Annotated in this window: 14 protein-coding genes and 1 pseudogene; all 15 read left to right on the plus strand. The window is 54.4% G+C overall.

Going from position 1 to position 22,799, the window contains the following annotated elements:
• Positions 1–35 precede the first annotated feature (35 nt).
• The 15 genes and pseudogenes from IDH41_RS00875 (at position 36) to IDH41_RS00945 (ending at position 22,762) form a co-directional block, all read left to right on the plus strand.
• Complete coding sequence (locus IDH41_RS00875) at positions 36–1,772, plus strand: ABC transporter ATP-binding protein (protein WP_223829358.1); 1,737 nt, start codon at positions 36–38, stop codon at positions 1,770–1,772.
• A gap of 207 nt (positions 1,773–1,979) precedes the next feature.
• The gene (locus IDH41_RS00880) at positions 1,980–3,518 is read left to right on the plus strand and encodes a spore germination protein (protein ID WP_190857391.1); all 1,539 of its coding nucleotides are present in this window, start codon (positions 1,980–1,982) and stop codon (positions 3,516–3,518) included.
• Complete coding sequence (locus tag IDH41_RS00885) at positions 3,515–4,615, plus strand: GerAB/ArcD/ProY family transporter (protein ID WP_190857392.1); 1,101 nt, start codon at positions 3,515–3,517, stop codon at positions 4,613–4,615. The genes IDH41_RS00880 and IDH41_RS00885 overlap by 4 nt, the downstream gene beginning before the upstream one ends.
• The gene (locus tag IDH41_RS00890; RefSeq protein ID WP_190857393.1) at positions 4,612–5,724 is read left to right on the plus strand and encodes a Ger(x)C family spore germination protein; all 1,113 of its coding nucleotides are present in this window, start codon (positions 4,612–4,614) and stop codon (positions 5,722–5,724) included. The genes IDH41_RS00885 and IDH41_RS00890 overlap by 4 nt, the downstream gene beginning before the upstream one ends.
• Positions 5,725–5,979: 255 nt before the next feature.
• A pseudogene (locus IDH41_RS00895) lies at positions 5,980–6,253 on the plus strand (hypothetical protein); the annotation flags it as partial.
• Between the two features lie 363 nt (positions 6,254–6,616).
• Entirely contained in the window at positions 6,617–9,502 is a 2,886-nt protein-coding gene (locus tag IDH41_RS00900; RefSeq protein WP_190857394.1) for an alpha-L-rhamnosidase, read from the plus strand.
• Between the two features lie 13 nt (positions 9,503–9,515).
• Positions 9,516–11,786, plus strand: a complete 2,271-nt coding sequence (locus tag IDH41_RS00905; protein ID WP_190857396.1) for a glycoside hydrolase family 3 protein — start codon at positions 9,516–9,518, stop codon at positions 11,784–11,786.
• Positions 11,787–11,876: 90 nt separating this feature from the next.
• Complete coding sequence (locus tag IDH41_RS00910; RefSeq protein ID WP_190857398.1) at positions 11,877–13,616, plus strand: sensor histidine kinase; 1,740 nt, start codon at positions 11,877–11,879, stop codon at positions 13,614–13,616.
• 11 nt (positions 13,617–13,627) lie between these two features.
• Complete coding sequence (locus IDH41_RS00915; protein WP_190857400.1) at positions 13,628–15,235, plus strand: helix-turn-helix domain-containing protein; 1,608 nt, start codon at positions 13,628–13,630, stop codon at positions 15,233–15,235.
• 161 nt (positions 15,236–15,396) lie between these two features.
• On the plus strand, positions 15,397–16,329 hold the full coding sequence (locus IDH41_RS00920; RefSeq protein WP_223829337.1) for an ABC transporter permease: 933 nt from the start codon (positions 15,397–15,399) through the stop codon (positions 16,327–16,329).
• Positions 16,330–16,349: 20 nt separating this feature from the next.
• Positions 16,350–17,228, plus strand: a complete 879-nt coding sequence (locus IDH41_RS00925) for a carbohydrate ABC transporter permease (RefSeq protein WP_190857401.1) — start codon at positions 16,350–16,352, stop codon at positions 17,226–17,228.
• An 84-nt stretch (positions 17,229–17,312) separates the two neighbouring features.
• Positions 17,313–18,854, plus strand: a complete 1,542-nt coding sequence (locus IDH41_RS00930) for an ABC transporter substrate-binding protein (protein WP_190857403.1) — start codon at positions 17,313–17,315, stop codon at positions 18,852–18,854.
• Positions 18,855–18,892: 38 nt separating this feature from the next.
• The gene (locus IDH41_RS00935; RefSeq protein ID WP_190857405.1) at positions 18,893–20,659 is read left to right on the plus strand and encodes a DUF5605 domain-containing protein; all 1,767 of its coding nucleotides are present in this window, start codon (positions 18,893–18,895) and stop codon (positions 20,657–20,659) included.
• Positions 20,660–20,907: 248 nt separating this feature from the next.
• Positions 20,908–21,861 (plus strand): ABC transporter permease, encoded by a 954-nt coding sequence (locus IDH41_RS00940; protein WP_190857407.1) that lies wholly within the window; start codon positions 20,908–20,910, stop codon positions 21,859–21,861.
• Positions 21,862–21,880: 19 nt separating this feature from the next.
• Positions 21,881–22,762: a carbohydrate ABC transporter permease gene (locus IDH41_RS00945; protein WP_190857409.1), complete on the plus strand. Its 882-nt coding sequence runs from the start codon at positions 21,881–21,883 to the stop codon at positions 22,760–22,762.
• Positions 22,763–22,799: the final 37 nt, after the last annotated feature.

The following is a 22,799-nucleotide window of genomic DNA, read 5'->3' on the forward strand; positions in this document are numbered from 1 at the left end:
CCGCAACCAAGCAAAGCATCAACTTCAAAGGCACGATGGGCAAGCTGGTCGCGTATTGCAGGCCTTATCTTCCTCTTATTATCGTTGCTCTGCTGCTGTCCGTCGTCGGTACGATCTTTACGATTTACGGACCGAGTCAGCTGGAAAAAATGACGGATCACATTACCGCGGGCTTATTTGGCGAAATTGATATGGATGCGATTGGCCGCATCGGGATTTTGCTTGCCGTCTTGTACGGATTAAGCGTCGTCTTCTCGTTCTTCCAAGGCTACATGATGGCTACGGTCACGCAGAAGGTATCGAAGAGCTTGCGCGAGCGCATATCGCAGAAGATCAATAAGCTTCCGCTCAAATATTTCGATTCCACCAGCAACGGCGACGTGCTGAGCCGCGTCACGAACGACATCGATACGATCGGGCAAACGATGAACCAGAGCGTCGGGATGCTCGTGACTTCCGTTACGATGCTGGTCGGCTCCTTGTTCATGATGTTCTATACGAACGTATGGATGACGATTACGGCGATTTTGTCGACGTTCCTCGGCTTTGCGTTCATGACGACGATGATCAAAAAATCGCAAACGCATTTCGTCCATCAACAGGCGAACCTGGGGGCGATGAACGGCCATGTCGAGGAAATTTACTCAGGCTACGATGTCGTCAAGGTGTATAACGCGGAGCGGATGGCGAAGGAAAAGTTCAATGAAATTAACGATAAATTGTACGAGAGCTCATGGAAGTCGCAATTTCTATCCGGCATGACGATGCCGCTCATGATGTTCGTCGGCAACTTCAGCTACGTGGCGGTCTGTATCGTCGGCGGAGCGCTTGCGATGAACGGCCGCATTACGTTCGGCGTCATCGTCGCCTTCATGATTTACGTCCGTCTGTTCACGCAGCCACTGGGACAAATCGCGCAGGCAGCGACGACGCTGCAAGCGACGGCGGCCGCCTCCGAGCGCGTATTCGAGTTTCTGGATGAGAAGGAGCTTGAGGACGAGAGCCGTAAGACGAAGGCGCTCAAGGAGGTTAAGGGCCAAGTCGAGTTTCGGAACGTTGCCTTCGGGTATGATCCCGATAAGCTGATCATTCACGACTTCTCGGCCAAGGCGCGGCCCGGTCAGAAGATCGCCATCGTCGGACCGACGGGGGCGGGGAAGACGACAATCGTCAATTTGTTGATGCGATTCTATGAGCTGAACGGCGGAGAGATCGCCATCGACGGCGTTCCGATCCATGAGCTTCCAAGAGAAAACGTGCATGAGCAGTTCTGCATGGTGCTGCAGGACACGTGGCTGTTCGAAGGGACGATCAAAGAAAATATCGTGTTCAATAAGCAAGGCGTGACCGATGCGGAAGTGAAGGAAGTGTGCAAGGCGGTCGGCATCGATCATTTTATCCGAACGCTGACGCATGGCTACGACACGGTGCTGAACGAGCAAGTGAACCTATCCGCAGGGCAGAAGCAGCTCATCACGATCGCGAGAGCGCTCATTGCGAACGCGCCGCTGCTCATCCTCGACGAGGCGACGAGCTCCGTCGATACGAGAACGGAGCTTCTCATTCAGGAAGCGATGGACCGGCTGATGGCTGGGCGTACCTCGTTCGTTATCGCACACCGGCTGTCCACGATCAAAAACGCGGACATGATCCTCGTCATGAAGGACGGCGATATTATCGAAAGCGGCAACCACCGGGAGCTGCTTGCGGCCGGCGGGTTCTATGCCGAATTGTACAACAGCCAGTTCGAGACCGCGGAAGCGGCGATGTAACGAAGACGCATGGACTGGATAGTGCTCGATGGAAAAGCTGAAACGGCGGTGCTCGGGATGTTACTCCCGACACCGCCGTTTCTGTCATGTGAGAGGCCTATGAGCTTGCGCATTGGCCTGCTCGATTTTGTTCCGTTTACACTTGCATCGCTTTAGCAAGAAGAATAAAAGAGAGAATCAATGGTTAACTTATGCAAGGGTGATGTCATGCGATTTCTAGACAAATTCAGTAGAAGGAAGTACTCCTCGGCCCGGGAAGAAGGGCGTCAAGCCGATCAAGATAGCATAAGCACGCGTTTGCCGCAAAACATAGAGCAATTACATAACCTGTTCCCGGAAGCTCCCGACCTGATTATCCGCGAATTTACGATCAAAAAAACCGGGGAATTAGCCGCGCTTGCTTATTTTAAAGGACTTTCGGATAAAAACGCGATCAACACCAGCGTGCTTCGCCCTCTCCAGTTCGAAATAGGACACGATAATCAGGACGAAGGGTTCGCGTTATCGGTAGGTCCAATCCAATCGCTGAATACATGGTCGGATATTGAAGCTTCTATTTTTTCAGGCGAGAGCATCCTGTTTGTGGACGGTCGATTGGAAGCCTATGCCTTGGATACGCGCGGGTGGCCGCAGCGAGCGATTGGAGAGCCGCAAACCGAATCTTCCTTACGGGGAGCCCATCAAGGGTTCGTGGAAACGGGCGCTCAGAATATCGCCATGATCCGACGGTATATTTCGAATCGCGAACTGAAAATAAAGGAGCTCAAAGCGGGGCGAAGGGGAGCAACGAAGATTTCTCTCCTGTATCCGGGGGATGTCGCGCATCCGGAAGTGCTGAAGGAGCTGGAAGACCGCATAAGCCAACTGGACGTCGATGTCATTATCAACACGGGTGAACTGGCCGAGTTGATCGAAGACAATCCGTATTCGCCTTTTCCGCAATTTATTTTGACGGAACGGCCGGATGCCGCCGCTTCGCAGCTTTTGCAGGGAAGAATCGTCGTCATCGTCGACCGTTCGCCCAGCGTGCTGGTTGCGCCGGCGGGATTTACGGCATTTTTTCAAAGCATCGACGATTACAGCACGCGCTGGCTGATTTCTTCTTTTATTCGGTTATTACGGTTTTTGGCGTTTTTCATCGCGATCTTATTGCCCGGGTTATACATTGCGCTCATTTCCTTCAACTACGAGCTCATTCCGATCAAGCTGTTTCTTACAATCGGGGATTTCCGAGGACGGGTGCCGTTTCCGCCTTTCGTGGAAGCGATCATTATGGAGATTACGCTCGAAATGATGCGGGAAGCGGGGGTTCGTCTTCCTGCTCCGATCGGTCAAACGATCGGCATTGTCGGGGGCATCGTGGTAGGGGAAGCGATTGTGCAGGCCGGTGTGATTAACAATATTATGGTGATTGTCGTCGCTTTTACGGCCATCGCTTCCTTTATTCTGCCCAACTACGATATGGTCGCCAGTGTCCGGATCATTCGTTTCTTGATGATGATAGCTGCCTCCATGTTCGGCATCGTCGGCATTGTTGTCGGAATGATGATTCTGATCGGACATATCATTTCGCTCGAATCGCTCGGAACGCCGTATGGCAGTCCGATCGCGCCGTTCCGTCTAAGCGATTGGAAGGATGCGTTTGTCCGGCTTCCCTTGTGGAATATGAAGACACGCCCGATTAGCGCAAGAGCGATTCAAAGCAAGAGACAAGGTTCCAGCCGACCGAAGGGTGACGGAAAATGAAAAAATATGAGTTTAACGAAATTACCCTGCTGCAATTTATATGCATAAACCTCGGGATACAAGTCAGCGTTGGCGCGTTGTCGCTGCCCCAAAGATTAGCCCTAAAGGCAAGCACGGACGGCTGGATGGCCATCATTCTCATGTGGGCCATAACGATAGCGGCAAGCTGGATTATTATTCAAATTATGAAAAAATATCCGGACGGCACCTTGCCCGATCTGTTGTCCCGATATTTGGGCAAATGGGTGGGCAAAGCGGTTGCCTTAGCCGCTGCTCTCTATTTTCTTTATTACGCCTACGTAGTGATCGTCAGCACCATTTTGTATACGAAACAATGGCTGCTGCCGCGAACCCCCGGAGAGATCATCATGCTTTTATTCCTTATCCCTGCTTATGCCATTGCGAGCAAAGGCCTTCGAGTCATCGGCCGATATGCGGAAGTGGTTATTCTCTTGTCCGGCTGGATGCTGGTTATTTACATGGAATCGTTCAGGGATGCTTATTGGCTCCATCTGCGGCCCTTTTTCAAAGAAGGATGGTATCCCGTCATTGCAGCTTTGCCGGAAGCATCCTTGTCGTTTATCGGGTTCGCTTCCCTGTTTATTTTGTATCCGTTTTTGCAGAACAAGCAACAAGCTTTTATCGGGATTACCGTCTCAAGCACGTTGTCAATGCTCGTATATTTGTTTACTACGATTATTTGCTTCGTCTATTTCAGTCCGGATCAAATCATGCAATACAATGATCCTGTGGTCACCATTTTGAAAGTGATCAAGTTCAGGTTCGTCGATCGGATCGAAGTTCTGTTTATCTCCTTTTACTTGTTCATGTTTTCGTTATCGTGGATAACCACCATTTACTTTAGCGTATTTTGTACAAGCTGGGCGCTTGGCAAACAGGACCATCGCGGTCATTTGCGAATCCTATTGTTCGGCGCCGTTGCCGGAACGTATTTTTTCATGCCGACCGAACAGCAGAAAAATCAGCTGGAAGATCTTCTTATGCAGATCGGTATCGGCTTCGAATACGCGTTTCCCGTCTGCTTATTGATCTATTTGTGGTTGCATGAGCGTGTTCTAGGGAGGATAAAGAGATGAGCCGGAGGCTGCTCGTTGCTTTCATCGTTTTGGCGGTCGCCTTCATGACGGGCTGTTACGACCGCGTGGATATGGAAAATGTCGCCTTCCCCCTTACGCTGGGCCTTGACCTGGACGAAAAAGAAGATTTGATCGTCTATGTGATTGAACCCGTGTTCGGCGAGAAGATAAAGAAAAAAAGCAATGAAATAGCGGTTAAAGCGCAATCGCTGCGTCAGGCCAGAGGGGAATTCGACCGCTATTCCATGGGCGTTTTCATTGGCCGACAGATTCAACAAATACTGGTCGGCAGGCGCGTTCTCCAGCATGACGGTTGGTTCCAATTGTTAGACGTCTTCTATCGCGATGCCAAAAATTCGTTAACGCCGACCGTAATCGCCGTCGACGGGCCCGTCTCCGAATTCATTTCCCTCCATTCCGAGGATAAGCCGATCCTTCCCCTATTCTTGAACGGAATGATCGAGTCGAAAAGCAGCTATTCCGAAACGGTTAAAGCGGATTTGCAGGATCTGCATCATCAAATGTTCGAAAAAGGCATTACACCGGTCGTCTCGGAAATTAAGTACAAAAAAGATGTTTATCTGGAAGGAACGACGCTGCTTGATCATAAGGGAGTCTATGCCGCTTCACTGAATAAGGATGAAACGATCTTTTTAAACATCCTGAAAAAAAAATCGGACATCGCTCACTTGAGCTTTAACATTCCCGGCGTATCGGCAGAAAGCCCCCTCGTGACGGGCCTGTTAAGTTTTACCGTCTCGGAGGCCGACACAAAAATTAAGACCTCCTTCCGCGATGACCGGTTTCGGTTCGAAATCAAGGTCGATATGCCCATCACGCTGACGGAACGCGTATTTTCATACCATGTAGAAAAAAACAAAAAAGATTTGGAGGAGATTATAGCCAAGCAAGCAGAACAGAAAATGATAAAGCTTATTAAAAAAATACAAAAGGCTAAAATCGATCCGATCGGTTTAGGGCTCTACGCACGGGCTTATGAATACAAAAGCTATAAAAGAGTCGAGGAACATTGGGGCGAAGCGCTTTCCGGGGCGGAAATCGACGTTACCGTCGACGTAACCATAACCGGATCGGGACCGGTAAGGTAAAGACGAAAACGATCGCCGGACGGATGCTGGTATGTTTTGGCCGAGACCGGCTCTCCGGATTCGGAAAGCGCAGCAATTTCGCTGAAGCAGAAATTGGCTGACGCCAAATCGAAAGCCGAGGAGCGCAAAGGCGCGGAAGCCCGTACACTGCTGCAAGCGTATATCGGGGAAGCGAACAACCAAAGCGGCAAAGTGTTCACGTCCGAACAGGCTGCGGTACTGGTCCGCTGGGCACAGTGGCTGCACGATGTAACGCCTCTAGCCGGCGGAGCGCCCGGGAAACCGGTTCTGTCCGACAACAACGGCTATGACACGGGACTTAAGGATGGAAGCTATACCGTCACGACGAACCTGTGGTGGGGGAACAACGGCACCGAGTTCAAGCTGTACGAGAAACGGCGTGCTAATCGGTACACAGACGCTGATGGACAACTCGCCGGAGGCGCAGACCGTGAGAACGGATATTGCGGGCAAAGCGAACGGTACGTACACCTATACCTCCGAACTGAGGAACATCTTCGGCACAACGGCATATACGGCCAGGTGACCGAAGTACACGAATCATGAAACGAACGTCGGCTCGATCGCAGATCCGGCCGCATGCCGATAGCGCAAGGCCGGGTCTGGCATCGGGAATGGACGCGCATGGATGAGGCTGCCGGCAGCATGGGAAAAGAGCAATCGGAATCGCTAGAAATTACGAAAACGGCAGCCAATGATGGCTGCCGTTTTCGGTTACGGGCGGATTATGCGTTTAGACCTGGGGAGGCCCTCTTGGTCGGAAAATCAAAAACATAAAGTCGCTATTTCGAAAGCGGACGAAGGATGGAATTCGGTAAAATAAAATTGGGCGATCAGACTCATGACGGCGAATGAAAGGGAGAATGTTCATATGGCAGATCTGAAGGTTACGCATCTAACCGCGGAATACCGCCGCGGGCTGCTCGGGACCAATGTCGCTCGTCCGCGCATAAGCTGGCGTCTTGCATCCGGCCGCCAGGGGACCGCGCAAACGGCCTATCGAATCCAGACCGCAAGCGGGGAAGGAAATTTCGATGCGCCGCTGTGGGATTCCGGGCGGCGCGAGTCGGACGCGAGCGTTCTGGTTCCGTACGACGGGCCCGGGCTTTCCTCTTGCACCCGTTATTCGTACCGGGTGAAGGCATGGGACAATTTCGGGCGCGAGTCCGAATGGAGCGAGCCGTCGTGGTGGGAAACGGCTTTCTACGACTCGAAGGAATGGAAGGCGCAATGGATTACGCCTTCTTCCGAATTTATCGATCCGCAGGCGGAGCCGGCATTCCTTCTTCGCAAGCCGTTCACGCTTACGGGCGCGGAAATCGCTTCGGCGCGCATTTATGCAACCGCCGCAGGCGTGTACGAGCTTTACTTGAACGGGAAGAAGGTCGGAGACGACGAGCTGGCGCCCGGATGGACCAGCTATCGCCGCCGCCATGCCTACCAGACCTATGACGTATCGGCGCAGCTTCGGAAGGGCGACAACGCGATCGGCGTCATGGTGGCGAACGGCTGGTATAAAGGACGTCTGGGCTGGGAGAACAAGTCCGATCATTACGGCGTTCGCCGCGCCGTTCTTGTGCAGCTGCATGTCAGATATGCAGACGGAACCGAAGAGATAATGGGATCCGATCCGACTTGGGGTGCCTCGACGGGAGCGATACGGTTCTCCGAGATTTATGACGGGGAAACGTACGACGCCCGTATGGAGCGGAACGGGTGGAGCGAGCCGGGCTTCGACGATTCGTCGTGGGGCGTTGCCGAGCGGCTGGAGCTGCCGCTCGCGCATCTGGTCGCGCAAGAGAATGTTTCGACCCGCGTGACGCAAACGCTGAAGCCGCAGGCTGTCATCGTTACGCCAAACGGCGATACCTTGCTGGATATGGGCCAGAACATGGTGGGCCGAATCCGTTTTCGCGTTACGGCGCCGGAAGGAACGGTAATCAAGCTGACCCATGCCGAAGTATTGGACAAAGAAGGCAACTTCTACATGGGCAACATCCGCACGGCCAAACAGTCGGTCACTTATATCGCCAAAGGCGAAGGAACCGAAACCTACGCGCCGCATTTTACGTTCCAAGGATTCCGATATGTCAAAGTGGAAGGCTACCCGGATCAGGAGAGAGGGTTGCCGCCCGAAGCCTTTGCCGGCGAAGTGATTCATTCCGATATGGAACGGACGGGAGCGTTCGAATGCTCGGATGAAATGGTGAATCAACTGCAGCGGAACATCGTGTGGGGCCAGCGGGGCAATTTCCTCGACGTGCCGACGGACTGCCCGCAGCGCGACGAGAGGCTCGGGTGGACGGGAGACGCGCAAGTATTCGCGGGGACGGCATTGTTCAATTACAACGGCGGTCCGTTCTTCACCAAGTGGCTGCGCGATTTGAAGGCGGACCAATTGGCTGACGGCCAGGTTCCGTTCGTCGTGCCGAACATCCTTCGAGGGTATTCGTCAGCCGCATGGGGCGATGCGGCGACGGTCATTCCATGGGCTTTGTATACGAGTCTGGGCGATAAGCGAATTCTTGCCGAGCAATACGACAGCATGAAGGGCTGGGTGGATTTCATCCGCTCCCAAGGCGACGCCGAGCATATCTGGGACACGGGCTTTCATTTCGGAGACTGGTTGGCTTTGGACGCCAAGGAAGGCAACTATATGGGCGCCACTCCGAATCACATGGTAACGGCGGCCTATTACGCGCTTTCCGCGCGAATCGTCCGGGATGCCGCGGGCGTGCTTGGCTTCGAGGAGGACGCCGCTTATTACGGGGCGTTGGCGGAGCGGATCGCCGCGGCGTACCGCGACGAATTCATTACACCGAACGGGAGAGTCGCCGCCCGAACGCAAACCGCCCATGTGCTGGCTCTCTTCTTCGGTTTGGCCGAGCCGAGGCACCGCGCAAGAATCGCGCGCGACCTGAACGAAATGATCGTGGAGAACGACTATCACCTGACGACCGGTTTCGTAGGTACGCCCTATCTTTGCTTCGCGCTGTCGGATAACGGCTACCACGAAACGGCGGTCAAGCTTCTTCTCCAGAAAACGTATCCTTCCTGGCTCTATTCCGTTTCCAAGGGCGCGACCACGATTTGGGAGCATTGGGACGGGATTAAGCCGGACGGCTCGTTCTGGAGCGACGACATGAATTCCTTCAACCACTACGCCTATGGGGCGGTGGGCGAATGGATGTATCGCAAAATTGCCGGGCTGTCGCCCGATGCGGAATACCCGGGCTACAAGAAGATCCGGATCGAGCCCGACTTCGCAGGCGGTCGGCTGAGCCATGCCCGGGCGACGTATGAATCGATGTACGGTAAGGTGGAAGCCGGATGGGCGTTTCGCGGCGGACGAATCGAAGTCGAGGCCGTCGTTCCGGCGAACGCAGCCGCGTCGATCCTGCTGCGGGGAGCGGATGCGGACGAGGTGAGAGCAAGCGTGAAGGACGAAGGAATATGGTCGATCACGCAGGAGGCGGAAGGAGTCCGCGTGGAAACCGGATCGGGCCGATACGCGTTCGCATTCGCAAGGTCGGATTCCTCTTACCGGACTTATTCGCCCGACATGCGGCTAAGCGAGATCGTCCAATGGGATACGGCCAAACGAGTTTTGGACCGTCATGCGCCTGGATTTACCGGCCGTTTGAATCACTTTGCGGGCCTGCCGCTCGAAGCGGCAGCCAACAGCCCCATGGGCCCCGCTATTTCTATAGAGCAGTACGAGGCTATCGCCAGGGAGCTCTCCCGAATTCGCGAGTAAAGGCGGAATGACGATGAATGAGACGAAGAAAAACACGGGAATCCAATATGTGCGCAATGCGGAAGGACCCGTACTGGGCTATTCCGATTCTTCGGGCGTCCGCATCCTGCAGCGGGACGGGCTGGCCTTCAAGGACCTCAACCAGGATGGAAATTTGGATCCTTACGAGGACTGGAGGCTGCCGCCCGAAGCGCGAGCGAAGGATCTGGCCTCCAAAATGACGATCGAACAGATTGCCGGCCTCATGCTCTACAGCAGCCATCAGGCGATACCGGGCGATATGGGCTGGTTCCCGGCAACATACGGCGGCGGCAAGCCGTTCGCGGAAAGCGGGGCGGAGCCGGGGGACCTGTCCGACCAACAGCGCGCTTTTATCGAAGGCGATCACATCCGGCATATTCTGGTGACCCGGGTACGGAGTCCCGAGACGGCGGCGATCTGGAATAATAACGTGCAAGCCTACGCCGAAAGCATCGGCCTCGGCATTCCGGCCAATAATAGCTCGGATCCCCGGCACGGTTCGGATACGTCCAAAGAATTCAACGCGGGCGCCGGAGGCGCGATTTCCATGTGGCCGGAGAGCATGGGACTCGCCGCCACGTTCGATCCGGAGGTCGCCGGACAATTCGGCGCAATCGCGTCGCAAGAGTACCGCGCGCTTGGTCTTGCCACCGCGCTGTCGCCTCAAATCGATATCGCAACCGATCCGAGATGGTTCCGTTTCGGCATGACCTTCGGCGAGGATCTGCGGCTTGCGGCCGATATGGCCAGAGCTTATGTCGACGGCTTCCAGACGTCGGAAGGCAAAGCGGAAATCGCGGACGGCTGGGGATACGACAGCGTCAACGCGATGGTGAAGCACTGGCCGGGCGGCGGCTCGGGCGAAGGGGGCCGGGACGCGCATTTCGGCTACGGTAAATTCGCGGTCTACCCGGGTGCCAACTTCGACGAGCATCTCGTTCCTTTCACGGAAGGGGCGTTTCGTCTCTCGGGCAAAACGGGGCAGGCATCGGCCGTGATGCCGTACTACACCATTTCCGCAGGGCAGGATTCCAAGAATGGCAAGCATGTCGGGAACGCCTACAATTCTTATCTCATACATGATTTGCTCAGAGAGAAATACGGCTATGACGGCGTCGTTTGCACCGATTGGGGCATTACCGCCGACGAAGGAGAAGACATTACCCGTCTGTTCCCTGGCGGACGCTGCTGGGGCGTGGAAGATGGCTATACGGTCGCCGAACGACACTACAAGCTGCTGATGGCGGGCGTCGACCAATTCGGCGGAAACAACGACGCGGGACCCGTCATCGAGGCGTACAACATCGGCGTCCGGGAGCATGGGGAAGCGTTCATGCGCCGGCGGTTCGAGCAATCGGCCGTCCGGCTGCTCAAAAACATGTTCCGGCTGGGGCTGTTTGAGAATCCTTATTTGCGTGTCGAGAACACAGTCGCCATCGTCGGCTGCCCCTCCTTCATGGAGGCAGGCTATCAAGCCCAGCTCCGGTCCATCGTCTTGTTGAAGAACGAGGCGGTATTGCCTCTCGCCCCGAATAAAACCGTTTATATTCCAAAGCGGAGGCTTCCGGCCGACACGGATTGGATGGGAATGCCCGTTCCGTCATCGGAGGAATATCCCGTAAACATCGACCTGGTTCGTAAGTATTTCGAGTTCACGGATCAGCCTGAGGAAGCGGATTTCGCGCTGGTGTGCATCGAAAGTCCGCGGTCGACGAAGGGCTACAGCAAAGCGGACGCGGAGGCGGGGGGCAACGGTTACGTGCCGATCAGCCTTCAATACGAGCCATACACCGCCGTGCATGCGCGCGAAACCAGCCTGGCCGGAGATCCCCGGGACGTGCTCAACCGCGCATACAAAGGCAAAACCGTCACCGTCTCGAACGCCGGCGACCTCGAGGCCGTGATCGAAACCAGGAAGCGGATGGCCGGCAAGCCGGTAATCGTTTCCATTCTGCTATCCAATCCCGCGGTCGTCGCGGAATTCGAACGGGAAGCCGATGCCATCGTCGCCCATTTCGGCGTGCAGGATCAAGCGGTTCTAGACATCCTCTCGGGAGCGTTCGAACCGCAGGGGCTGCTTCCTTTCCAAATGCCGGCGAATATGAAGACCGTGGAAGAGCAGTACGAGGATGTGCCTCATGACATGGAGGTATACGCCGATTCGGCCGGACGCGCCTACGACTTCGCTTACGGCCTGAATTGGAGCGGCGTAATTAAGGATGCCCGTACGGCGAAGTACGCGAAAAGGGAAGGAAAAGCGTAAACGCTCCCTAACTTTGGTGTATACCGCAAATGAAAGAGAAGAGATATAATACTAGGACAGTTAACCGAAAGCAAAGGAGGAACGGCGGCATTGCGCAGAATCAAACCGGCAGTCAACTCGCTCCGCTTCAAATTTTTTGCCGCCGTTCTCGTTATTTTCATTCCTCTGATTACCGTTCTTATCGTCAATAATTACTATTCCGTCGACGTCGTTCGAAACCAGGTGGCGCAATCCAACAAAAATATGCTCAGTCTATACAAGGACCAGATCGACCGCAATCTCGAAGAAGTGGACAAGTACCTGGCGAATACGCTGGAGAGCGATTTGAACGTGCTTGATCTCGAATTTCCCAGAGAGAGAGACGAAGACCGTTATAACATTGCCAAAATCAGCCTTTTTAATATGATGCGGGACGATCTCGGCTACTACCCGATTCTGGACTCTTTTTTCGTCTATTCCGAGCCCAACCGCGACCTGATCGCGATGCATTCCGCCAAGGTTACGTTCGAATCGCGCGAGGCGGAGCGAAAGGAAATGCTGGAAATGATCGAACGAAACGCCCGGACCATCGAGTACGGACGGTGGCATCTCTGGGAAGGCGAGAGCGATTATTACCTGTTCCATCTGCGGAAGTCCGGCAATGTGTATATGGGGGCGTGGATGAGCAGCGATAAGCTGATGGTGCCGCTCAATCTGATCGACCTGGGCGAATCCGGCGTCGCGCTCATTACGACGGACGACGACGAGCCGATCAGCCACGCGGAGCTGATTCGGGACAAGGCAATCGACTTGGCCTTCCCCGAAGAGTCCTATGCCGTCACAGGGGTAGGAAAGGATCGGTATATCGTGATGGGCGAGCCTTCCACGCAGGGCAAATTCAATCTGGTGGCGGCCGTGCCCGACAGCACGATCCTTCAGAATCTTCCTTATTTGCAGCGGATCTCATCCGTCATTTCGATGAGCGCCCTCCTGTTTCTGGTTCTCTTCATCTTCATGATGAGAAGCGTATTCCTGAATCCGGTTAAGCGGATTGTCGTCGCCATGCGGAAGCTTCGGGACGGCAATTGGGATTCCAGGCTGGAGCAGACGCCGACCTCGACCGAGTTCGAAATTGTCAACGAAACGTTCAACCGCATGATCGCCGAGATTCACGATCTTAAAATTAACGTGTACGAGGAAAAGTTGAACCATCAGCGGGCGGAGCTGCGTCATTTGCAGCTTCAGATTAATCCGCACTTTTTTTTAAATTCGCTCAATATCATTTATAATCTGGCGACGGTCAGGGATTTTGCCCTGATCCAGGAAATGACCAAATGTCTGGTGTCCTACTTCCGGTTCATGTTCCGCAGCAATTCCTATTTCGTAGCGCTCCGGGACGAACTTGCCCATACGGCAAACTATTTGAGGATCCAGCAGCTTCGATTCCCCGATACCTTCCAATACCAGGTCGAGCGGCCCGACGATCTGCTGGATACGGAGGTTCCGCCTCTAATCGTTCAAACGATGGTGGAGAACACGATCAAATACGCGGTCAACATGGATGAGCGGATTCTGATAGCGGTCGAAGTCTGCAAAGAAGAGACCGAGGGAGATTCGCGCCTCGTCATTCATATTAAGGATACGGGTCCCGGATTTCCGGAGGAGGTGCTTCAGCGGCTTGCGTCCGAAGGGGAACCGGTCAACGAGCACGGGGAGCAAATCGGAATTTGGAACGCGAGGCGCAGGCTTCGCTTGCTGTACGAAGACCGGGCGGATATTGATTTCTATAACGAAAACGAATCGGGAGCCGTTGTGCGGATCTCCGTTCCCATAAAGAAAACAGAACCTTGAGGTGATGATTCATGTATGATGCGCTGCTTGTGGACGATGAAGTTCACGCGGTGAGAGGATTGCAGGCGGGCGTTCATTGGGATCGCCTGCATGTAGGCTCCGTGTATACGGCGCATAGTTTGAAGCAGGCACAGGAGGTTTTCCGTTCCCGGTCCGTGCATCTGATGGTTTGCGATATCGAAATGCCTCAAGGGTCGGGATTGGAACTGGCCGCTTGGGTCAAGGAGCATCATCCCGAAACGAAGACGATTTTCCTGACGTGCCATTCGGATTTTCAGTTCGCGAAGCAGGCCATTCAACTCGACAGCTTCGATTACTTGCTGAAGCCCGTCGATTATTCGGAGCTTGAATCGGTGATCGGCAGGGCGTTCGACAAGATGGCCAAAGAAAGGGAGCTGCGTTTCTTCGAGAAAACCTATCATCATTACAAGCTGCTCTGGGAATCGCATCAGCCGGTCGTGGCGGAGCTTTTCTGGCAGGACCTGGTTCAGCGGAAAATCCCGTCAAACCCGGAGGCGCTCTTCGGCCACATGCGGAAAGCCGGACTTGCTTATCCCGAAAGCATCCGATTCCTGCCCGTCTACACCCGCGTTCAGCGCTGGCGCAAAGAGCTTTCCGAACGGGATCGGCGAATTATGGAATATGCCCTTCGCAACGTGCTTGAGGAAATGATGGAATCGGCGCCCGGAGCGGCGGTCATTCCGGCAGCGGACAGCTCTTTTCTGACCGTGATTCCTTTGGAGGCGCCCGTGGACGAAGCGGAAACGCGCGAACATTGCGATGCGTTCATCCTCAATTGCAATCAATATTTGTTCTGCGATATCAGCTGTTACGTCGGCGATCGCGTGCCGCTTTACGAATTGGCCGGCATGCTGCGCTCCCTTCAACGGCTCGACGAGAATAACGTGACCCAGATCAACCGGACGTTCATCCTGGGCGAGGCGAAGAAAAAAGAGTCAAGACTGGATCCGGCTCCTCTCGCCGGATGGGCGGAATGGATGAAGCAGGGCGCCAGAGACAAGCTGTCGGAACAGGTATCGAAGTATTTGGCGTCGTGGAACGAGTTCGAGGGCTCCATCGATGCGCAAGCCCTACATGCTTTCTACCAGGACTTCCTTCAGACGATCTTTTTCGTCCTTCAGTCCAAAGGCCTGCAGGCGAATCACGTATTCGCCCAGAGCCTGTTGACGGATAAGCCGGAATCCGTGCTTCGCTCGCTGGCGTCCCTGCAGGAGTGGGTAAAGGATGTCATCGAAGTCGCGATGAACCGCATCCACGCCATTGAACAAAATTTATCCGTCGTGGACAAGGTGAAGCGTTTTATCGCGGAACAGATCGGACGGCAGGACTTATCCCGGGAAGACATCGCCAGACACGTATTTCTAAATCCGGACTACTTGTCCCGAATCTTCAAGAAAGAGACGGGCATGTCGTTATCGGACTTCCTTCAGCAGAGCAGGATCGAATACGCGAAGGAGCTGCTCGCCAATACCTGCCAATCGGTCAGCGACATAGCGGTCGCTTCCGGGTACTCGAATTTATCGTACTTCTCGACGATCTTCAAGAAAGCGACCGGAGTAAACCCCGTAGATTATCGCAAACGGACGCTGCAAAATTAGGCTTAAGCCGATTCCGTGCAAGCGGAGTCGGCTTTTATGCTTTTTGGACCCGGAGAAGGTCGGAATTTCGAAAGCGGGAAGTCGTTTTATTGGTAAGCGGCCCGTCCCGCCGTCCCTTAGAATGGGAATACAACGACACGCAAGAAAGAAGGGGACAGCGGATGGCACAAACAGGATGGACTCCGTTTTTCAAGAAGCTCAGGCGTTACCGGGCATTGTTTTTGATGATGGTTCCGGGGATCGTCTACCTCGTTATCAACAATTACCTGCCGATGTTCGGCGTCGTCATCGCCTTCAAGGATATTAACTATGCCAAGGGGATACTCGGCAGCGATTGGGTGGGGTTCAAAAACTTCGAGTATCTGTTCAAGACGGCGGATGCGTACATCATCACCCGGAACACGATCCTTTATAACGGATCGTTCATTATTCTGAATACGGTCACGGCCATCGCGATTGCGATTTTGCTCAATGAGGTGAGAAACAAGCTATCGGCCCGTTTCTATCAAAGCGTCATCCTTCTGCCGTTTCTGATTTCCATGGTTATCGTAGGCTATCTGGTTCTCTCGATGCTGAGCGCAGAGAGCGGATACCTGAACCTGAATCTGCTTCCGCTGCTCGGAATAGAGCCGATATCCTGGTACTTCGAACCGAAATACTGGCCTTACATCCTGACCATCGTTCAGCTCTGGAAGTCTGCCGGTTACCTTTGCGTCATCTTCCTGGCGGCGATCATCGGCATCGATCACGAGTATTACGAAGCGGCCACGATCGACGGAGCGACCAAATGGCAGCAGATCCGGGCCATTACGGTACCGCTCATAGCGCCTACCATTACGATCATGACGCTGCTGGCGATCGGCCGCATTTTCTACTCGGATTTCGGCTTGTTCTACCAGGTGCCGCTCAACTCCGGTCCGCTTCAGCCGGTTACGGACGTTATCGACACTTACGTTTACCGCGGCCTGATGACGCTCGGCGATATCGGAATGTCTTCCGCCGCCGGTTTGTACCAATCCTTGGTCGGATTCATCCTGGTCCTGCTGTCCAACTTCATCGTCAGCCGGCGCAACAAAGAAAACGCCTTGTTCTAAGCGGAAAGGGGAAAACGGCTATGAAAACAAACGATATGAACCAGCCCGTCGTCCATGCCATATTCATCATTCTTGTCGCCCTGTGCCTGTTTCCTTTCGTTCTGCTCATCATGTCCTCGATCACGGAGGAAAGCGCGATCGTCAGCAACGGCTATTCGTTCTGGCCGAGCGAGTTCAGCCTGGAAGCTTATTCCTACCTTTGGATGCAGAAGGCGGCGATGTTCAACTCCTACGGGATCACCGTTCTGATCACGGTCGTCGGCACTTTCGTCGGCCTGCTGATCAGCGCCCTGCTCGCGTATCCGTTGTCCCGGCGGGACTTGCCGCTGCGCGGCATGCTAAGTTTCCTGGTGTTCTTCACGCTTCTGTTCAACGGAGGCCTGGTGCCGACGTACCTGATTTATACCGAAGTTTTCCAAATGAAGAACACGCTGATGTCCTTGATCATTCCGGGACTGCTCACCAACGGCTTCTTCATCCTGCTGATCCGGACTTTTTTCGCCAATTCGATTCCGGTTCAGATTATCGAGTCGGCTTATATCGACGGAGCTTCGGAGTTCAAAATTTTCTACCGGATCGTGCTTCCGCTGTCGCTGCCGATTCTGGCGACGATCGGCCTCATGCTGACGATCAACTACTGGAACGACTGGTTCAACGGCTTGATCTATATCACGGAGCCGAGACTGTTCAGCATCCAGAATCTGCTCAACCGGATGCTGGTCAACATCCAGTTCCTCCAGCAGAACAATCTGGGCAACCAGCAGATGGCGGTCAACCCGCCGATGAATTCCGTCCGGATGGCCATGGCCGTCATCGGCATCCTGCCGCTGATCCTCATTTATCCGTTCTTCCAGAACTATTTCGTCAAAGGCCTCACCATCGGGGCGGTCAAGGGTTAATACCAGGATAAGCCAATTCCGGGCCTTTGCGCCCGGTTGGTATAGATTGCCGAGCAGTGCCAACTTAATCTAGGGGGAAAATACATGACAAGAAAGCCGCAAACCGTAACGCTCCTGCTATCCGTTCTACTGATTCTGTCGCTGCTGATTTCCGCTTGCTCGAGCTCGAGCGATTCGGGCGGCAATACCGGATCCTCCGATCCGGCTGCCTCAAACGACGGCGCAGCAGCCCCTTCCTCTGCCAACGGGAAAGAAATGGAGCTGACGGTAGCGTTCATCGGCCTCGGAAATATGAATGAAGTCGCTCTCGTTCAAGATGAAATCAGCAAAATCACCAAAGAAAAAATTAACGCGACGGTCAAATTGATGCCCATCGACATCGGCGCGTGGGCACAGCAGGTTAATCTGCTGCTCGCCGGCAACGAGCCGCTCGACCTGCTTGTCACTTCTTCTTTCTTGAACTTCAGCTCGCAGGTAGCCAAGGGGCAGCTGCTGCCGATCGACGAGCTTGTGGAGGAACACGCCCCGACGATTAAAGAGACGATGGAGCTGGCGATCTTCCATGCAACGAAAGTCGGCGGCAAGAGCTACGGCGTGCCGAGCGTGCGCGATACGGCGGCCGACCACGGATTCGTAGCCAGAAAAGATCTGATGGACAAGTACGGCCTGACGTTCGATAATGTGAAGACGTATGCGGATCTTGATCCGATCTTCCAGAAAATCAAAGAGAACGAGCCGGGGATGTATCCGCTGGTTCAGCGTTCCCAAACGAATGGGATTGCGGCTGAAATCGTGCGCGGTTACATCGATACGCTGGGCGATACGCCTGGAATCCTGATCATCGAAAACCAGGATCTGAAAGTCGTGAACCTCTACGAGCAGCAAATGTATAAAGACGCTCTGCAGCTTGCCCGCAAATGGTACGAGGCCGGCTACATCATGCCGGATGCCGCAACGACGCAGGAAAGCAATAACAGTCTGGTGAAAGCAGGCAAAGGCTTCAGCTACCTGTCCAACTTGAAACCGGGCTTCGAAGCCCAGGAGAAAAACGTTAACGGATATGAAATGGTCGCTGCACGATTCGTGGACCCGATTTCCACTTCCGACTCCGGTACGGGTTTCATGATGTCGATCCCGAAAAATACGCAGGATCCGGATCGCGCAGCCCAGTTGTTGAACCTGCTCTATACCGACCGGGACATTGTTAACCTGATCGCCAACGGCATCGAAGGCAAGCATTACGTGGATGCCGGCAACGGACTGATCAAAGCGCCGGAAGGCGGAAGCAACTACGTTTTCAACCAATGGCAAGTCGGCAACAACGCGCTGGCTAAAGTATGGGAAGGCAATGCGCCCGATATTTGGGAACAGATGAAGGCGTTCAACAAGTCCTCGACTTTCTCCAAAGCGCTCGGCTTCTCGTTCGATTCTTCTCCCGTGAAGACCGAAGTCGCCGCGGTCGCAAACGTCAACAACCAATACAAGGCCGGTCTGGAGTCGGGCACGATCGATCCCGCCAAGCTGGAAGAATTCATTAGCAAGCTGAAGGCTGCCGGCCTCGACAAGATCCTTGCCGAGAAGCAGAAGCAGCTCGATCAGTGGGCGAAAGACAACAACGTGCAATAACCGATGGCAAAAAAAGCGTAGCAGGGAGAGAAGCGAACATGACCTATACCGAGAAGACCCGCATCGGCATCCTATACAAGAACGATGCGGCCCGAGGCATTATCGTACGCCGGATACCGGCTTTGCAAACGGCTGCGCCTCATATCGCGTCGCTCTTCAAGAGTCTGTCCCTCGAGCAATACTACCGAATCCGTCAAGAAGAGCTGTCTCAGCCGGATTGGATTGCCGAAACGTTGTCCGAGCTGGCAGATGTGCCGCATGATCCGGCATCCCTAGAGCCGGAACCGGACATCATTCCGTCCGCCGAATACGAATCTGCCGGCGTCCCGGCCGGTTCCGCTTTCGTTCGGGCGCCTGCCGAGGCCGAACAATGGGGCGTTTACGAAATCGAGCTTAGCGGTCCGAGCCACGGCAATCCAATGACGGATGTTGCCCTAGCCGCCGAATTCCGATCCGGAGACAAGACCGTCCGCATGGCGGGTTTCTATGACGGCGACGGGGTATTCCGCATCCGCTTCATGCCGGACGTTCAAGGAGACTGGACGTTTCGGACGACCAGCAATGCGCGGTCGCTCGACGGGATTGAAGGCGCCTTCCGGAGCGTAGAGCCTTCCCCGGGCAACCATGGCCCGCTGCGCGTAAAGGATACGTTCCATTTTGCCTATGCGGACGGAACCTCCTACATTCCCGTAGGGACGACCTGTTACGCCTGGACGCACCAAGGGGACGAGCTGGAGGAGCAGACGCTCGAAACGTTGAAAGCTTCCCCGTTCAACAAACTGAGAATGTGCGTGTTTCCAAAATCGTACCTGTTCAACGAGAACGAACCGGTCTATTATCCGTTCGAAGGCTCATTGGCGGAAGGCTGGGATTACACCCGGCCGAATCCGGCATTCTTCCGGCATCTCGAGAAACGGATCGCCGAGTTGGGCGAGCTGGGCATCGAGGCGGATCTCATCCTGTTTCATCCTTACGACCGATGGGGCTATTCGGAAATGCCCGCGGCTGCGGATGATCGTTACCTTCGCTATATTACCGCACGGCTTTCCGCATACCGAAACGTGTGGTGGTCGCTGGCAAACGAGTATGATCTGATGTGGTCGAAGGGCGAGGAGGACTGGGAGCGGTTTGCGGCAATCGTCACCGATAACGACCCGGCCGGCCACCTCATTTCGAACCATAATTGTTTAAGCTTTTTCGATTACGGCAAACCATGGGTCACGCATTGCAGCATCCAGCGCATCGACGTCTACAAAACCTCGGAGGCAACGAACGAATGGCGCGAGAAATGGAACAAGCCCATCGTGATCGACGAGTGCGCCTATGAGGGCGATATCGATCAAGGCTGGGGCAACATCAGCGGGGAAGAGATGACCCGCCGTTTTTGGGAAGGCGCGGTTCGCGGGGGATACGTGGGTCACGGCGAAACCTATCTTAATGCGGAACAAATTCTGTGGTGGTCCAAAGGCGGCAAATTGACGGGAACGAGTCCGGAGCGGATCGCTTTTCTCCGCGGAATCACGGAAGAGAGCCCCGGGGGCGTGCTCAATCCGCTGCCTTCCGACTGGGACGTGCCGTGCGCGGGAGTCAAGGATGAATATTACTTGTATTATTTCGGCTTCAACCAGCCTCGCTTCCGGAACTTCAACCGCAAGCCGGGAATCCGGTTCCGGGTCGAAGTCATCGATTCGTGGAACATGACGATCGAGAAGCTTCCGGGTACCTTTGAGGGAACTTTCCGAATCGAGCTTCCGGGCAAACCGTTCATGGCGGTGAGACTTACGAAGGTTGATACGATAGGATGATTACGATGTTGAGTCATAATGGGTCTACCATGCGGTAGGCCTTTTTTTCATGGCCGCAACGCGCGATCGCAACGAATGACAACGATCGCAACGAATGACAGTTCCCGGTTCATGCCGCGGGAATGGCGTCCTTAAGGCAATCTGATCAAGCAGGGACTATCGACGGCAACGGCGGTACCCTCGTATGATGATGCTGTTGATCCAATCCTCCGCCACATGTGACAAGGAAACGAAAGGAAGGTAGCGGCATGCCAAAAAGTATCGCGGCGCAAGCCGCCGTGTCTTCGGCCTCAAGGCCGTCGGCATGGGCGGGCAGACTTGCGCGGAACCGGTGGCTCTATTTGATGGTTCTCCCCGGTCTATTGTATTTTCTCGTATTTAAATATTGGCCGATGTACGGCATCTTCATCGCCTTCAAAGACTTTCAGCCGTTTCTGGGCTTCTGGGACAGCCCATTCGTCGGGCTCAAGCATTTCGAGCGTCTGTTCGGCGATCCGAATTTTGTCGTTCTGTTTCGGAATACGCTCATTCTGGCTGCGTACAACATCCTGTTTTTCTTTCCGCTGCCGATCATCGTGGCGCTTATGCTGAACGAGCTGAGACAGGAATTGACGAAGCGCGTCGTTCAAACGCTCGTGTACATTCCCCACTTTATGTCCTGGGTCGTCGTCGTCGGCATCGCCTATATGTTCCTGACGACGGAAGGCGGCATTATGAATGAGCTGCTGGCTCGTTTCGGCGGGGAAAAAATCAATTTTCTCGTAAGCAACGAGTGGTTCCGGACGATCGTTACGGCAGAGGTCATGTGGAAGGAAACGGGCTGGGGAACGATCATTTTCCTTGCGGCGCTGTCCGGCGTAGACCCTCAGCTGTACGAAGCGGCGCGCATGGACGGGGCGAACCGGCTCCGCCAGCTGTGGCATATTACGCTTCCGGCCATTCGCAGCACGATCATTATCCTGCTCATCCTTCGCCTTGGCCATTTTCTCGATACGGGCTTCGAGCAAATTTTCCTGATGCTGAACGCCATGAACCGCGAGGTCGGGGAAGTATTCGACACCTACGTCTATTCCGTCGGGATCAGCCAAGGCCAGTACAGCTTCAGTACGGCGGTTGGCTTGTTCAAGTCGATCGTCGGGTTGATTCTGGTCGTCGTTGCCAACAATCTGGCCAAAAAATTCGGCGAAGAAGGCATCTATTAGACAAAGGAGGGGAGTCGCCATGCCGATCAAACCAAGCTGGGGGAGCCGAATTTTCGATAGCGTGAACGTCGCGCTATTGCTCGCGTTCGCTTTGATTACCGTCATCCCGTTCATTTATGTCATCGCCGGCTCGTTCGCCACGCAGAAGGAATTGCTGATGCGCGGGTTTATTCTGTTCCCGACCGAATTCTCGCTGGACGCGTACAAGTATATTTTCTCCACCCGGACGCTTGTCAGAAGCTTGCTTGTAACCGTATACATCACGGTCGCGGGCACGCTGATCAACCTTTTCTTTACCTGCTTGATGGCGTATCCGCTAGCCCGCAAAGACATGGACTTCCGCAAGCCGATCTTGATGCTGATCGTGTTCACGATGCTGTTCAGCGGCGGGATGATTCCGACGTTCCTGGTCGTGAAGCAGCTGGGCATGATCGATACCTATTGGTCGCTGCTGATCCCGGGCGCGATTAGCGCCTTCAACTTGATCATTATCAGGAACTTTTTTCAGCAGCTGCCGGACGGCTTGGAGGAATCCGCCAAGATCGACGGTTGCAACGACCTGGGCATCTTTCTGCGAATCGTGCTGCCGCTATCGATGCCCGCCATTGCGACGTTCTCGTTATTTTACGCGGTAGGCCACTGGAATACGTTCTTCAACGCGGTTCTGTACATCAACGATCATACCAAATGGCCGATTCAAGTGCTGCTGAGGCAGATTGTCATCTTGGCTTCGGGCGGCGTCGGGGACTCCACCGCGATGGAGTCGGATTACGTCGCTCCGCCGGATCAAGCGGTCAAGATGGCGGTCATCGTGGTATCTACCCTTCCGATTCTGCTCGTATACCCGTTTTTGCAGAAGCATTTTGCCAAAGGGGTACTGCTAGGCTCGGTTAAGGGATGAGATATAATAGAGAAATGGAAAAAGGGAGGAAGTAACA

The organism is Paenibacillus arenilitoris (assembly GCF_014705655.1).
GTDB classification, from domain to species: Bacteria; Bacillota; Bacilli; order Paenibacillales; family Paenibacillaceae; genus Pristimantibacillus; species Pristimantibacillus arenilitoris.

Bases quoted from the DNA above. Each gene is read 5' to 3' on its own strand.
- IDH41_RS00875 (WP_223829358.1), top strand. From the start codon at position 36: ATGGGCAAGCTGGTCGCGTATTGCAGGCCTTATCTTCCTCTTATTATC.
- IDH41_RS00880 (WP_190857391.1), top strand. From the start codon at position 1,980: ATGCGATTTCTAGACAAATTCAGTAGAAGGAAGTACTCCTCGGCCCGG.
- IDH41_RS00885 (WP_190857392.1), top strand. From the start codon at position 3,515: ATGAAAAAATATGAGTTTAACGAAATTACCCTGCTGCAATTTATATGC.
- IDH41_RS00890 (WP_190857393.1), top strand. From the start codon at position 4,612: ATGAGCCGGAGGCTGCTCGTTGCTTTCATCGTTTTGGCGGTCGCCTTC.
- IDH41_RS00900 (WP_190857394.1), top strand. From the start codon at position 6,617: ATGGCAGATCTGAAGGTTACGCATCTAACCGCGGAATACCGCCGCGGG.
- IDH41_RS00905 (WP_190857396.1), top strand. From the start codon at position 9,516: ATGAATGAGACGAAGAAAAACACGGGAATCCAATATGTGCGCAATGCG.
- IDH41_RS00915 (WP_190857400.1), top strand. From the start codon at position 13,628: ATGTATGATGCGCTGCTTGTGGACGATGAAGTTCACGCGGTGAGAGGA.
- IDH41_RS00920 (WP_223829337.1), top strand. From the start codon at position 15,397: ATGGCACAAACAGGATGGACTCCGTTTTTCAAGAAGCTCAGGCGTTAC.
- IDH41_RS00925 (WP_190857401.1), top strand. From the start codon at position 16,350: ATGAAAACAAACGATATGAACCAGCCCGTCGTCCATGCCATATTCATC.
- IDH41_RS00930 (WP_190857403.1), top strand. From the start codon at position 17,313: ATGACAAGAAAGCCGCAAACCGTAACGCTCCTGCTATCCGTTCTACTG.
- IDH41_RS00935 (WP_190857405.1), top strand. From the start codon at position 18,893: ATGACCTATACCGAGAAGACCCGCATCGGCATCCTATACAAGAACGAT.
- IDH41_RS00940 (WP_190857407.1), top strand. From the start codon at position 20,908: ATGCCAAAAAGTATCGCGGCGCAAGCCGCCGTGTCTTCGGCCTCAAGG.
- IDH41_RS00945 (WP_190857409.1), top strand. From the start codon at position 21,881: ATGCCGATCAAACCAAGCTGGGGGAGCCGAATTTTCGATAGCGTGAAC.